The 11,754-nt window shown below is 52.2% G+C and carries 16 protein-coding genes; 11 read left to right on the top strand and 5 right to left on the bottom strand.

Annotated features, from left to right (window positions below; genetic code table 11):
* The first annotated feature begins 242 nt into the window (after window positions 1-242).
* The 8 genes from ACZ52Z_RS14750 to bioD all read left to right on the top strand — a co-directional run bounded on the left by ACZ52Z_RS14750 (window position 243) and on the right by bioD (window position 5,953).
* Window positions 243-1,010, top strand: coding sequence for a ParA family protein (locus ACZ52Z_RS14750; RefSeq protein WP_464267535.1), 768 nt, complete (start codon window positions 243-245; stop codon window positions 1,008-1,010).
* A 9-nt stretch (window positions 1,011-1,019) separates the two neighbouring features.
* On the top strand, window positions 1,020-1,886 hold the full coding sequence (locus ACZ52Z_RS14745; RefSeq protein ID WP_464267534.1) for a ParB/RepB/Spo0J family partition protein: 867 nt from the start codon (window positions 1,020-1,022) through the stop codon (window positions 1,884-1,886).
* Between the two features lie 41 nt (window positions 1,887-1,927).
* Window positions 1,928-2,077: a hypothetical protein gene (locus tag ACZ52Z_RS14740; protein ID WP_464267533.1), complete on the top strand. Its 150-nt coding sequence runs from the start codon at window positions 1,928-1,930 to the stop codon at window positions 2,075-2,077.
* A 5-nt stretch (window positions 2,078-2,082) separates the two neighbouring features.
* A complete protein-coding gene (locus ACZ52Z_RS14735; protein WP_464267532.1) occupies window positions 2,083-2,967 on the top strand; it encodes a 4Fe-4S binding protein in 885 nt (294 codons plus the stop codon).
* A gap of 21 nt (window positions 2,968-2,988) precedes the next feature.
* Window positions 2,989-3,453 carry an SH3 domain-containing protein gene (locus ACZ52Z_RS14730; protein WP_464267531.1) on the top strand — a complete coding sequence of 155 codons (465 nt, stop codon included), beginning with the start codon at window positions 2,989-2,991 and terminating at the stop codon, window positions 3,451-3,453.
* A gap of 156 nt (window positions 3,454-3,609) precedes the next feature.
* Window positions 3,610-4,380, top strand: coding sequence for a malonyl-ACP O-methyltransferase BioC (gene bioC / locus ACZ52Z_RS14725; protein ID WP_464267530.1), 771 nt, complete (start codon window positions 3,610-3,612; stop codon window positions 4,378-4,380).
* Entirely contained in the window at window positions 4,377-5,264 is an 888-nt protein-coding gene (locus tag ACZ52Z_RS14720) for a glycerophosphodiester phosphodiesterase family protein (protein WP_464267529.1), read from the top strand. The genes bioC and ACZ52Z_RS14720 overlap by 4 nt, the downstream gene beginning before the upstream one ends.
* Window positions 5,261-5,953, top strand: coding sequence for a dethiobiotin synthase (bioD, locus tag ACZ52Z_RS14715; RefSeq protein WP_464267528.1), 693 nt, complete (start codon window positions 5,261-5,263; stop codon window positions 5,951-5,953). The genes ACZ52Z_RS14720 and bioD overlap by 4 nt, the downstream gene beginning before the upstream one ends.
* Before the next feature lie 6 nt (window positions 5,954-5,959).
* Here the strand turns inward: bioD and ACZ52Z_RS14710 are convergent, their stop codons facing one another.
* The 5 genes from ACZ52Z_RS14710 to ACZ52Z_RS14690 form a co-directional block, all read right to left on the bottom strand.
* Window positions 5,960-6,289 carry a cupin domain-containing protein gene (locus ACZ52Z_RS14710; RefSeq protein WP_464267527.1) on the bottom strand — a complete coding sequence of 110 codons (330 nt, stop codon included), beginning with the start codon at window positions 6,287-6,289 and terminating at the stop codon, window positions 5,960-5,962.
* Between the two features lie 90 nt (window positions 6,290-6,379).
* Entirely contained in the window at window positions 6,380-6,859 is a 480-nt protein-coding gene (arfB, locus tag ACZ52Z_RS14705; RefSeq protein ID WP_464267526.1) for an alternative ribosome rescue aminoacyl-tRNA hydrolase ArfB, read from the bottom strand.
* A gap of 2 nt (window positions 6,860-6,861) precedes the next feature.
* Window positions 6,862-7,602: an amino acid ABC transporter ATP-binding protein gene (locus ACZ52Z_RS14700; RefSeq protein WP_464267525.1), complete on the bottom strand. Its 741-nt coding sequence runs from the start codon at window positions 7,600-7,602 to the stop codon at window positions 6,862-6,864.
* A complete protein-coding gene (locus tag ACZ52Z_RS14695) occupies window positions 7,589-8,377 on the bottom strand; it encodes an amino acid ABC transporter permease (protein ID WP_464267524.1) in 789 nt (262 codons plus the stop codon). Before ACZ52Z_RS14695 ends, ACZ52Z_RS14700 begins: the two co-directional genes overlap by 14 nt.
* 239 nt (window positions 8,378-8,616) lie before the next feature.
* Complete coding sequence (locus tag ACZ52Z_RS14690; protein ID WP_464270802.1) at window positions 8,617-9,351, bottom strand: basic amino acid ABC transporter substrate-binding protein; 735 nt, start codon at window positions 9,349-9,351, stop codon at window positions 8,617-8,619.
* 232 nt (window positions 9,352-9,583) lie between these two features.
* Here ACZ52Z_RS14690 and pal point away from each other — a divergent pair, with 232 nt between their 5' ends.
* The 3 genes from pal (at window position 9,584) to ACZ52Z_RS14675 (ending at window position 11,721) form a co-directional block, all read left to right on the top strand.
* Window positions 9,584-10,204 carry a peptidoglycan-associated lipoprotein Pal gene (gene pal / locus ACZ52Z_RS14685; RefSeq protein WP_464267523.1) on the top strand — a complete coding sequence of 207 codons (621 nt, stop codon included), beginning with the start codon at window positions 9,584-9,586 and terminating at the stop codon, window positions 10,202-10,204.
* Between the two features lie 241 nt (window positions 10,205-10,445).
* Window positions 10,446-11,069: a Fur family transcriptional regulator gene (locus ACZ52Z_RS14680; RefSeq protein WP_464267522.1), complete on the top strand. Its 624-nt coding sequence runs from the start codon at window positions 10,446-10,448 to the stop codon at window positions 11,067-11,069.
* Window positions 11,070-11,127: 58 nt separating this feature from the next.
* Complete coding sequence (locus ACZ52Z_RS14675) at window positions 11,128-11,721, top strand: peroxiredoxin (protein WP_464267521.1); 594 nt, start codon at window positions 11,128-11,130, stop codon at window positions 11,719-11,721.
* Window positions 11,722-11,754: the final 33 nt, after the last annotated feature.

The raw sequence follows: 11,754 nt of genomic DNA, 5'->3' as shown, positions 1-11,754 counted from the left end.
GTAAGACCTGACTCAGTGAACATTGAAGAACGGTGCAGGCGCACGCGGCAATGTCATTGTAATACTTACGTATAACAACGCATTGCCAACCGGGCAGTTATGCCGTTCGAGCAGGTTCGCAGACGGCTTGGCGAGCCTGAGTTTTTCCGTCCTTTTGCGGTGCTTTTCTCTACAGAACAGCCCCTCGGTAAAACGCAGTCTCAACTGTTCCTGATTCGGTAAGATTCAACAAAGGAGCAACGTTGTACGCAAAAACCATAGCTATAGCCAACCAGAAAGGTGGTGTTGGCAAGACCACAACCGCCATGAACCTGGCTGCTGTGCTCTCAACCAAAAAAAACAAGGTGCTGCTTGTCGACTCGGATCCCCAGGGAAACGCATCCAGCGGGGTCGGGGTGTTCGACGACACTGGCGGTAAAAACATCTACACCTGCTACACCAACGGTGCGAGCGCTGAGCAATGTATTCAAAAAACAGGACAAAAAAACCTGTTCGTCCTACCCTCATCCATGGACCTCGTTGGAGTGGAGGTTGAGTTGGTTGCACAGGAGAACAGGGAAAAAAAGCTAAAAACCGTTCTGCGCCCTCTCAAAGAAACCTTTGACTTCATCATTATCGACTGTCCCCCGTCTTTGGGACTCCTGACCGTTAACAGCCTGACAGCCGCCGATTCGGTCCTGATCCCCCTGCAATGCGAGTATTTTGCCTTAGAGGGGTTGGCACAACTCATTTCAACTATCCGCACGGTCAAAAAGACCCTAAACCGGGAACTGTATATCGAAGGACTCCTGCTGACCATGTATGATCGAAGAAACAAACTCACTCACTCTGTGGCCAGCGAAATAAAAAATCATTTCGGGGCCCAGGTATACCAGACTGTTATTCCGCGCAATGTCCGACTCAGCGAAAGTCCAAGCCATGGTCAAACGATCATTGAGTACGACAAAAACTGCAGCGGGGCCAAAGCGTACACCAAGCTCGGCAAAGAATTTTTACAACGATTACAGTAGGCAAACACCATGGGGAAAAAAAACGTTCTAGGGCGCGGGGTCGGGGCACTTCTCCCGACCGACATGACAGAGGAAGAAGATCGTTTTTTCATGTGCGATATTGAAAAAATTGACCCAAACCCTGACCAGCCACGGAGTTATTTTGACGAGTCAAAACTAGAACAACTATCCGAATCCATTAAGGAAAAAGGGGTCATACAACCACTGCTCGTTACCCGTAAAAAAGGCAACCGATACGACTTGATTGCCGGCGAACGGCGTCTCCGTGCAGCGAAAATGGCCGGCCGTGAAGAGGTGCCGGTTGTGGTCATGGAAAACGAGAACGAGAGCTCTGGGCTTGAATTGGCGCTGATTGAAAACATCCAGCGCCACGACCTCAACCCAATCGAAGAGGCCACCGCCTATGCTCGACTGCTCGATGAATTCAACCTGACCCAGGAAGAGGTCGCCCGTCGAGTCGGAAAAAAACGATCCACCATTACCAATGTTTTGCGTCTGCTCAACCTGCCTTCACCTATACAGCAGGATGTTATCAGCGGCCTCCTCAGTGAGGGTCATGCCCGAGTCCTGCTGCGGCTGAAGGATACCCCCGATCTGCTGACCGAAGTTCGCGATCGGATCATTTCTGAAGAGCTGTCGGTGCGGGCCACAGAGGCGCTCTGCAAAAAGATACAGCAGGCAGCGCCAGTCCAGCGACCTCCGCAAAAAAAGGCAGACGCCCTCCCCTCTTCCTACTGTACGACAGTCGTGACCCAGATCACCAACCACCTCAACACCAAGGTGCGGATAGTGCAGCAGGGGAAACGGGGCAAGTTGGAGATTGAATATTACTCCAATGACGACCTGGACCGTTTGGTCAGCCTCCTTTCCCAATAGGCCGGACCGAAAGAAATACCCCTGACAGCCCTGCATCAACCATGACTACGCCCCGCCGTCTTCGCAAAATCCAGGCGTTGCTCCTCTGCTTTTTCCTCCTGCTGCTCCTGGTGGGAACGAATGTGGGAGAGCCCAGCCGTATACTTGAACAGGCCAAAACCGTCTGTTTGGCATGCATCGGCATAGGTTAACGGGTATGGAAGCTGTTCGTCGATGGATACAGTGGCTCTGGCTGCTGCTCACCAACAGTTACCTGGCCTTTCCTTTTACCGGCAACCTGTACCAGGGACCGCTGAAGGTTGTCTGCTCTCCCGGTTTGAACTGCTACTCCTGTCCTGCAGCCACCACCTATTGCCTCCTTGGCGGGCTGCAGCAGTTGTTGGCTGGCATCCGTTTTACACTGGAGACCGGCGGACTTTATGTCGGCACATATGTGGTCGCTTCAGCAGGTCTGCTCGGTACCTTTTTCGGACGCTTCATCTGTGGCTGGGCCTGTCCCTTTGGCCTGATGCAGGAGTTATTATACAAAATTCCATCTCCAAAGTTCGCCATCGCACGCCCGTTGCGATGGGGAAAATATTTCTTTTTGCTCTTTTTCGTCGTTTTACTGCCCCTGGCAAGTGGAGCCGATAGCGGCATGGGAGATCCCTGGTTCTGTAAATATATCTGCCCTGCCGGAACGCTGGAGGCGGGCATCCCCATGCTGTTGCTGCAGCCTGAACTACGCTCCATCATTGGGTGGCTGTTTGCCGGCAAGCTCACCATTGCCCTATGGTTCGTCGGCTGGTCGATCACCTCCTCCAGGCCCTTCTGTCGGACAGCCTGCCCCCTTGGTGGATTTTATGCCCTGTTTAACCGCTACAGCCTGGTGAGGCTGCACTTTCATCCGGAAAACTGCACCAAGTGCGGCGCCTGTCACAGTGTCTGCCCGGTGGAAATCCGCTTTAACGAGACACCAAACAGCGGGGAGTGTATCAATTGCTTGAAATGTATGCACGAAGCATGTAGTTTTAATGCCATTTCAATTGATTTAGCGGGGTACGCCATGTTTCCCCAAAAAACGAAAGTTACACCCAGGTAACATAACGATTCTCAACTCTCCATGAAAAACACGTACGCCATCCTTCTACTGGTAACACTTGCTCTTCTTTTAGCCGGTGCAACGACAGCCTGCGCGAAAATGGTCTCCATAAAGGGTGATGATATCAATATGCGCTCTGGGCCAGGCACCAAGTACAAAGTGCTCTGGAAGCTTGGTTCCGGCTTTCCTCTGAAGGTACTGCGGCAGAAAGGCAGCTGGTATCGGGTTCAGGATTTTGAAGGAACCATTGGCTGGGTCCACCGAAACGTAACCACCGATAAAGGACATATGATTGTCAAGGCCTTCAAGAACTCGGATAAACGTATCAACGTTCGCAGCGGCCCGGGAACCAACAGCCGAATTGTGGCCAAAGCCTACTATGGGGTGGTGTTCAGAACGCTCCAACAAAAAAGCGGCTGGGTCCAGGTGGAGCACGAAAAAGGGATTCGCGGCTGGATCAAACGCAGTTTAGTATGGGGCTATTAGTTCCCCCTGGCGGTGACATCCGCCCCGCCAGGCCTGCCGCAGGTCTTTCAGGGGAGACAGGAAAGTGGTGCCCTCAGCTCATCTGGTTGTTTGACAATTTTCATTCATCGGTTATATTCAGCCCCTTTTATGGACGTCCACGTACTGCAACCGGCAATGATTCCAAATAAACAGCTTATTGAGCAACGCTTTTCCAAAGCCGCGGCAACCTATGAGCAGCAGGCAGATGTACAGCACACCGTTGCTGACACCCTGCTGGCCATGCTTGATCCCTGCCTGCCGCAGGATCCCTTGACCGTTCTGGAAATCGGATGCTGTACCGGTCTGCTGACAGAAAAGCTTGTCCGCCGGTTCCCAGGGGTCTCCAAATTCGTTGCCAGTGACCTGTGCGGAGCATTTGCTCCTTACATTCAGCAAAGAATAGGATCGCTGCAGGGCCGAGCACGGTTTATCAGCGGTGACATTGAGTCTCTTGCTATCCGTGACCGCTATGACCTGATCATCTCCTCCTCCACCTTTCACTGGATCCACGACCTGCCGCAGCTTTTTACCAAACTGCGATCTAATCTCTCCCCCGGTGGAATCCTTGCTTTTTCCATATACGGCGAGCAAAATCTCGAGGAGATAAGAAACATCACCCATGTTGGGCTCCCTTACAAGGAATTTCCCACCATTCTTGATGAGGTCAGGGCCAATTTTTCCATTCTCGCCGCAGATCACAGCCGTGAGACGCTCTGGTTTCCGAGCCCGATGGCTATCCTGCAGCATTTGCGTCAGACGGGGGTCAATGCGATCGGCACCAAGGTGTGGACCCGCAGGGAACTCTCGGTTTTCTGCAGGCAATATGAAGCCAATTACGCTGGCCCTGGCGGTTACAGCCTCACCTACCACCCGATGTACTTCATTGCCCAAGCCACCCCGCAATGAGGAAGCACGTCCCTCTCTCCTCCATGGAGTCCCCCCTTGCATGGATCAACCCGAGAACCAACTGGAAGCTGATCGGTGCGCACCGTGGGTTCAGGGCCTGTTACCCGGAAAATACGCTGGCCGCATTCAATGCCAGTATCGGCTGTTGTGCTTTTATCGAGTGCGATGTGCGCTTAAGCAGCGATGGCGAACCGGTTATCATCCATGACCCGACACTGGAAAGGACCAGTGACATCCTGACTTCACCCGTTTTCAAGGGATCAACACAGGTTGCCGACTACACGGTGGCAGAGCTGCAAAGACTCGACATGGGCAGCTGGTTTATTGAACAGGATCCGTTTGGCACCATTGCAGAGGGTATGGTTACCAGGGCAGGCCTGCGCCTGCAGATGCCGCAACAGCTGCTGACCCTGGAAGAACTCCTGCGGTGGAGTGAAGAGCAGGCCATCGCCCTTAATCTGGAGATAAAACCAGCGGACACTCAGGACCAAGGGTTGATGGTGGTGGAAAAGGTAGTGGCAGCAGTCGCATCCTCCCCGCTCAAGCATGCTGTCCTGATTTCCTCTTTTGCCCATGAGTACCTGCAGCAATGTAAAGCGATCGCTCCGGAGCTCGCCACAGGGGCGCTGGTGGACCACACACACCCTACTGACCTCCTTGCCTACCTTCGCCAACTCGGTGTCTGCGCGTACCACCCGAACAGCGACAACATCGATGCGGTCACCATCCGCCGCCTGCGGGAGGCGGGGTTTCTCGTCAATGTCTATACGGTCAATGATCCCCGTCGCCAGACAGAACTCTTCAAATCAGGGGCAACTGCCGTTTTTACCGACTATGTCTGGCCTGATACCGGCAGACAGCAGGAAAAGGAAAAAGAACAATGAGCAGCAGCACAAAGGTAATTGCTGTAGCAGGAATAGATACCGATGTGGGCAAGTCGGTGGTAACCGGCCTCCTGGCAAGATATCTTCACGAGCGCAGGGGCGGGGCAACCACGGTAAAACTGGTGCAGACCGGATGCACTGAGGTGTCTGACGACATCCTCCTGCACCGCCGCCTTATGAACATTCCCCTTGCTGATTACGATAGACAGGGAACCTCCTGCCCTTACCTGTTTCCCTTCCCTGCCTCACCCCGACTGGCAGCCCGCATGCAGGGCAAAACCATAGATACCGCTGTACTGGACCAGGCAACAGCCAGCCTTGCTGCTGACCACGAATGGATACTGGTTGAAGGCGCCGGCGGATTGCTGGTGCCGCTCAACGAAACGACGCTGCTCATCGACTACTTCAAGGAAAAGCACTATCCGGTGGTGCTGGTCACCTCGTCCAAGCTGGGTTCCATAAACCACACCCGCTTGAGCCTGGAGGCACTCAAAAGCCGGAATATACCGGTCCTCGGACTCGTCTACAATCTTTACAGCCCGAGTGAACCGCCCATTGTGCAGGACACCCTGCTTGAGTGCCGCAGGGCGCTCAGCGACTACGAAATGCACGCTCCACTGATCGTCCTTCCAGATACCGGAGAGACCCTGGCCATTAACTGGGAACCGTTGCTCAAGCAGTTTTCCTGAACACCGCTACAGGTTGAGATAATCCTCCCTGACAGGCGAAAATACCTCCACCACCAGGGACTCCTCCACCACTTCTACCCCATGTTCGACACCGCCTGGAATTGACCAGCTGGCACCAGGATAAAAGGTTTCCGGACCATTGCCCCTTTCCATCACCACCTTGCCGGAGACGAGGTAACCGCACTGTTCATGGGGATGGATGTGCGGGGGGATTTTCCCTCCGGCGCCCAATTGAAAGGCAACCATGTGCATTTGCCGGCCAACCTCCAGGGTCTGCAACCTCACCCCCGGAGCCACCTCTTTCCAGCCATTGCGAGTGTTCTCTACGTTGTCCATAGGTCCATTTCCTTGCTTATCGCTCCATTATACCAACAGATGCGCCCTACCCGGCAAATGCGGGAGCCATGTACATCAGCTCCCCCCTGCCTACCATTTGGACCGGGACACCTTTTGTCGCTGCTGTTTGACGTTTCCTCGACGCTTTTTGGAGTGCAATCGACGTTCTTTGGCCCCCCGCGATGGCTTGGTCGGGCGACGAACCTTGCGCACGACGAGTGCCTGACGCAGCAGTCCCTGTAATCGAACAAGAACCGCCTGCCGATTGGCCTGCTGGCTCCTCTGTTCGCTGGAGCTGAGCTGCAGGTCGCCCTCCCTGGTCAACCGTGCACTAAGGCGGGTGATAAGGAGATGCTTCTGTTCCGGTGTGAGGGAAGGGGACGCGGAAATGTTAAACCACAGGGTGACTTTACTGTTGACTTTGTTGACATTCTGTCCGCCGGGTCCGCCTGAACGGGAAAATCGAAAATGCAGTTCACTCAAAGGTATGGACAGCGAGCGGGTAATCGCAAGCTTTTTATGCCCTTCCCTCCCATCACCATCGTGGGCAGCAGCATCTCTGGGTGTCATCTCTACAGAATCTGTTCGAGGAAGAGTCGGCTCCGAGGGTGTTGCGGGTGGGTGAAAAAGGTCGCGGGGGAAGCCTTTTCCACCACCGCTCCCTGATCCATAAAAACCACATGGTCGGCCACTTCACGGGCAAACCCCATTTCGTGGGTCACAACCACCATGGTCATTCCTTCGCGGGCAAGAGTGGTCATGACATCCAGGACTTCGTTGATCATTTCAGGGTCCAGGGCTGAGGTAGGTTCATCAAAGAGCATTATTTTCGGTTCCATGGCCAGCGCCCTGGCAATGGCCACTCGCTGCTGCTGTCCGCCGGAGAGCTGTATAGGATAGTGGTGAGCCCGTTCAAGGATGTCGACTTTTTTCAGCAGGCGCATGGCCAACTTCTCCGCCTCTTGTTGAGGCATATTCTTCAGCTTGATTGGAGCCAGGGTCAGGTTTTCCAGGACAGTTTTGTGCCGAAAAAGATTAAAATTCTGAAACACCATCCCCAGTTCCATACGGATGTGGTTGATATCCTCAGCAGGATTGTTGATGTCTCGGCCATCAATGGTGATGGTACCTGCATTAATCGTTTCAAGCCGGTTAATGGATCGAAGCAAGGTTGATTTTCCCGACCCGGAAGGGCCGAGCACAACCACCTTTTCACCTGAATTGACCTTGAGGCTGACATCGTCAAGCGCCTTGAACGAACCAAAAAACTTGGTTACGTGAGAAATATTGATTATTGGGTCAGCGACGTTCATAGTGACTTAGTCTATACTCCATGACACTGATAAGTTTACTCAAAATAAGCGTGATCAGCAGGTAGATCAGGGCGATCATCGTATAGGTTTCGAAATAGTTGAAACTCTCAGCCGCAAACTCCCGGCCCCGTCGAAGGATATCAGAAACTGCCAGGATGGACACCAGCGAAGTATCCTTTAACAGGGCAATAAATTCATTGCCTACCGGCGGAAGAATGGTGCGCCAGGCCTGGGGTAAAATGACGTACATCATGGTCTGTCGCTGATTAAATCCAAGCGAAAGAGAGGCTTCCGTCTGACCGAAGTCAATAGATTTGATCCCAGCCCGAAAGACCTCCCCCATATAGGCGCCATAGCAAAAGGCCATAGCAATAATCGCAGCAACTATATCCGGAACTCGAACAAAACGCCCCAGGGCAAAATAAATATAGAAAAGTTGTACCAGTAAGGGAATACCGCGTACGACCTCGACATAGAGCGACGCTATCAGGTTGATGAATCTATTTTTGGAAATCCGCCCCAGTCCGGTCAGCAGACCGATAACAATGGCCAGCAGAATGGAAAAAACCGTCACCTGGAAGGTCACAAGGATACCGTCTGGAACGAATCGGATAATCTTGAGGTAGGGGTCAGGCTGGAGAAGCGGCAGCAGTATCAGGCCGGTAAGAGTACCGAATATGGCAATCCACCAGGCGGAAGTAAGCCCCTTGTCTTCAGGGGATGGTATAGCCGCACCATCACCGACATCAATTTTTGAAATTTCGTGATCAGACATAACGTTCTCTACAAAGTAAACACCGGGCTCACACCCTCAGTCCGTGACCGCTCAAAACCGAGCCATGCTACTGTTTGTTCCGAAAAAAAACAGAACGCACTAAAGAGCAGGGGAGACGCACAACTCGGCCGGAAGCAACATCTTGCATCCCGTGTCAGCCATGGTGGCCTATGGCACCTGTACCTGCTATTGGCCGCGCTCAGGCTGAGGAAAAGCCCGGTATATTCAGTGACCTGCGATTATTGACCGATCCATTTCTTTTTGAGCTCCACATCAAGGCCCTTGGCCTTGACAGCGGCAATTCCCTTGTTGATCAGCTCAAGCAGCTCGGTGTTGCCTTTTTTTACCGGTACCCCGTAATTCTCCACATCGCCGGTTTCCATGACAGCAGCAATTTTCATGGTTTCCTTATACTGATTCAATGCGTAATTGGCTGCCACTGGATCATCACAGACAACGGCTGCTATCCTCCCCACGTTCAGGTCTTCCATTGCCAGGCCGATCTCATCATAGGATTTTGCCTCTACCCCCTCTGCAGCCTTGATGGCAAAGTAGCCGGTGGTACCTATCTGTCCACCCACTTTCTGGCCTTTCAGGTCGGCAAGGCTCGTGGCTACTGACTCCTTATTCACGATCAGGGCCTGGCGAACGGTGAAATAGGGTTCGGAAAAGTCCATAGCCTTTTTCCTCTCTTCCGTAATCGAAACCGAGGAGACAATGGCATCATATTTGTTGGCGGCAAGCCCGGCAAAAATACCATCCCAAGCGGTATTTTTGAAAACAGGTGTAAAACCGGCCTCCTTGCCGGCGGCAGTCATAAAGTCTATGGCGTACCCGACAACCTCTTTGCTTTCATTGACAAATTCCATGGGAGGCCAGGTGGCATCGGTGGCGAATATGATTTTTTTCTCTGCCCAGGCAGAGGGACACACGACCGCCAGACAAACCAGAGCCAGCAACATTCTTTTCATGATAGTTTTCTCCTTTGGTTAAATTGATGGGCAATGCCTTGATGTACCATTCAGGTGGCCCGCAGGCAAATAAAAAGGCAGCAATAGCGATGGATACCAAAAAAATGCCGTGCAGAACCTTACTGGAAAGACAACCGGAACGGTAGGAGGTTTCTCTTGACGATTAACCGTAGAAACCGGTATACACAGATACACCTTAATTTTTGATAACTGCCTACAATAAAGGGGAAATTGCATGAAGACTTCGACACGGTTGGTCATCGCCTGTGCGATAACGGGAACACTGCTGCTCCTGGGAGGGTGCGGAGACAAGAATATCAGCCCTTACTCCACGGAACCAAAAACCAACATGCCTGAAGGAAAATCCATCGATTATTCCGGCGCCCAGGGCACCATTACTGAAGAAATCGGTCCCAGTGAGGAATCTCTGGATTCCGCTGGCCGCACCGGCGAATCCATGGGCAGTTTCGCCATCAGCAGCGATCAGAACAGCGACGAATACAAACGTACCTATGGCCGTTCTTCGGTACAGATGCAGCCAATCTATTTTGACTTTGATCAATCAACCATCCGTGACGATCAGATTCCCCGGATGGAACACAATGCCGACTACCTGCGACAAAATCCGGCAACGAGCGTCGTTGTTGAAGGCAACTGCGATATACGCGGAACCAATGAATACAACCTCGCGCTGGGGGAACGCAGGGCGCAGGTGGCTAAAAACTACCTTATAGAACTGGGGATCGAGGAATACCGGATCCGAACGGTGAGCTATGGTGAAGAGCGCCCCCTGTTCACCGGACAGAATGAGGCTGACTGGTCCCTGAACCGGCGTGATGATTTTATCATTGAGTAGTCCTCCCCCTTCAAGAGAAATGTCTGTGGCGTGATTGCCGCAGACATTTCTCTGCTTGCTCCTCTGTCGAAACAGACGAAGAACAGCCTGTCTCCTGTTTTTCCTTTTTTTACTTCTCTCCCCAGCCCGCTTTTTCCCGCCTTTACTCTGCTTTTTCCCTTGACCTGATAATAGTTATCAATTACTTTTGCGATCAAATCTCAAAATCGAGGTCTCTGCAGCAATGGTTGAACAGTTAAGGATGACGCATCAGCGAGAAATTATTCTTGCTGAACTACGAAAAACAACGAACCACCCGACGGCTGACGAACTGTATGAGCAGGTAAAAAAAATACTGCCGCGCATCAGTCTCGCCACTGTTTATCGTAATCTGGAAATTCTCTCGGCAACAGGAATTATTCGTAAACTGGAAATCAGTGGACGACAGAAACGATTTGACTGGGAGCTGAAGGAGCATAATCATATCTACTGTGTCCAATGCCACCGGGTCGATAATATTGAACTGAAGCGGCCACCCTCCCTTTCAGTTCAGCCTGAACATGGCAAAGGGTACAAGGTATCCGGCTGCAGAATCGAATTTTTTGGCCTCTGTCCCCAATGCATTGCCAGCAACAAACAGACAAGTAAAGGAGTTGAATCAATGGCCTGTAAACCAACAAGCTTGAGTGACAAGCAGAGAGCAGTTCTTGAAGCCCTGGCGCAGAGCAGCGAACCATGGGGCAGTAAGGATATCGCCGGGGTAACCAGCCTGGAGCCGAAACAGATCAGCTGTCAGGTCACAGCCCTGAAGAAAAAAGGATATGTAACCAGTCCGGTGCGGTGCAAATACGAGATCACCGAAGAAGGCAAGGAGGCCCTCTCCTGAACGCTGCTTGGAACACGATCACCCCCTCACCCTTACCATCTCAGAGGAACGGAAAACAATGAGTACACTCGTAACCAGGCAGGCTCCAGGTTTCACTGCCACGGCCGTCATGCCGGACAACACAATGAAAGATGATTTCACCCTGGCTGATTACCGGGGAAAATATGTTTTTCTTTTTTTCTACCCATTGGATTTTACCTTTGTCTGTCCCTCGGAAATTCTGGCTTTCGATAAGTTCCTGAGCAAATTTTCAGACAAAAACTGTGCTGTCATCGGTGTTTCCATCGATTCACAGTTCTCTCATCTGGCCTGGAAAAATACGCCCGTGGAGGAGGGAGGAATCGGTAATATCCAATTTCCGCTCGTTGCTGACCTGGACAAGAGAATATCCAGAAACTACGGGGTCCTGCTCGACTCCGGCATTGCCCTGCGCGGGAGTTTTCTCATTGATCGTGACGGCGTTGTTCGGCATGCGGTTGTCAACGACCTGCCCCTCGGCCGGAATATCAATGAAGCGCTGCGAATGATTGATGCACTGCAATTTCATGAGCAGCACGGTGAGGTCTGTCCTGCTAACTGGAGTGAGGGAGAAGATGCCATGCAACCCACCCGGGAGGGAGTGGCGGATTATTTATCGAAGCACAACAAGTAGCTCAAAATACAATATGTAGGTGATAGCGCCAGG

It is taken from the genome of Desulfogranum aggregans (assembly GCF_055398265.1).
This window is presented reverse-complemented; position numbering and strand designations above follow the sequence as displayed.

Excerpts from the sequence above, each read along its gene's own strand:
- ACZ52Z_RS14745 (WP_464267534.1), top strand. The coding sequence starts at position 1,020 with ATGGGGAAAAAAAACGTTCTAGGGCGCGGGGTCGGGGCACTTCTCCCG.
- ACZ52Z_RS14740 (WP_464267533.1), top strand. The coding sequence starts at position 1,928 with ATGACTACGCCCCGCCGTCTTCGCAAAATCCAGGCGTTGCTCCTCTGC.
- ACZ52Z_RS14735 (WP_464267532.1), top strand. The coding sequence starts at position 2,083 with ATGGAAGCTGTTCGTCGATGGATACAGTGGCTCTGGCTGCTGCTCACC.
- ACZ52Z_RS14730 (WP_464267531.1), top strand. The coding sequence starts at position 2,989 with ATGAAAAACACGTACGCCATCCTTCTACTGGTAACACTTGCTCTTCTT.
- bioC (WP_464267530.1), top strand. The coding sequence starts at position 3,610 with ATGATTCCAAATAAACAGCTTATTGAGCAACGCTTTTCCAAAGCCGCG.
- ACZ52Z_RS14720 (WP_464267529.1), top strand. The coding sequence starts at position 4,377 with ATGAGGAAGCACGTCCCTCTCTCCTCCATGGAGTCCCCCCTTGCATGG.
- bioD (WP_464267528.1), top strand. The coding sequence starts at position 5,261 with ATGAGCAGCAGCACAAAGGTAATTGCTGTAGCAGGAATAGATACCGAT.
- ACZ52Z_RS14710 (WP_464267527.1), bottom strand. The coding sequence starts at position 6,289 with ATGGACAACGTAGAGAACACTCGCAATGGCTGGAAAGAGGTGGCTCCG.
- arfB (WP_464267526.1), bottom strand. The coding sequence starts at position 6,859 with ATGACACCCAGAGATGCTGCTGCCCACGATGGTGATGGGAGGGAAGGG.
- ACZ52Z_RS14700 (WP_464267525.1), bottom strand. The coding sequence starts at position 7,602 with ATGAACGTCGCTGACCCAATAATCAATATTTCTCACGTAACCAAGTTT.
- ACZ52Z_RS14695 (WP_464267524.1), bottom strand. The coding sequence starts at position 8,377 with ATGTCTGATCACGAAATTTCAAAAATTGATGTCGGTGATGGTGCGGCT.
- pal (WP_464267523.1), top strand. The coding sequence starts at position 9,584 with ATGAAGACTTCGACACGGTTGGTCATCGCCTGTGCGATAACGGGAACA.
- ACZ52Z_RS14680 (WP_464267522.1), top strand. The coding sequence starts at position 10,446 with ATGACGCATCAGCGAGAAATTATTCTTGCTGAACTACGAAAAACAACG.
- ACZ52Z_RS14675 (WP_464267521.1), top strand. The coding sequence starts at position 11,128 with ATGAGTACACTCGTAACCAGGCAGGCTCCAGGTTTCACTGCCACGGCC.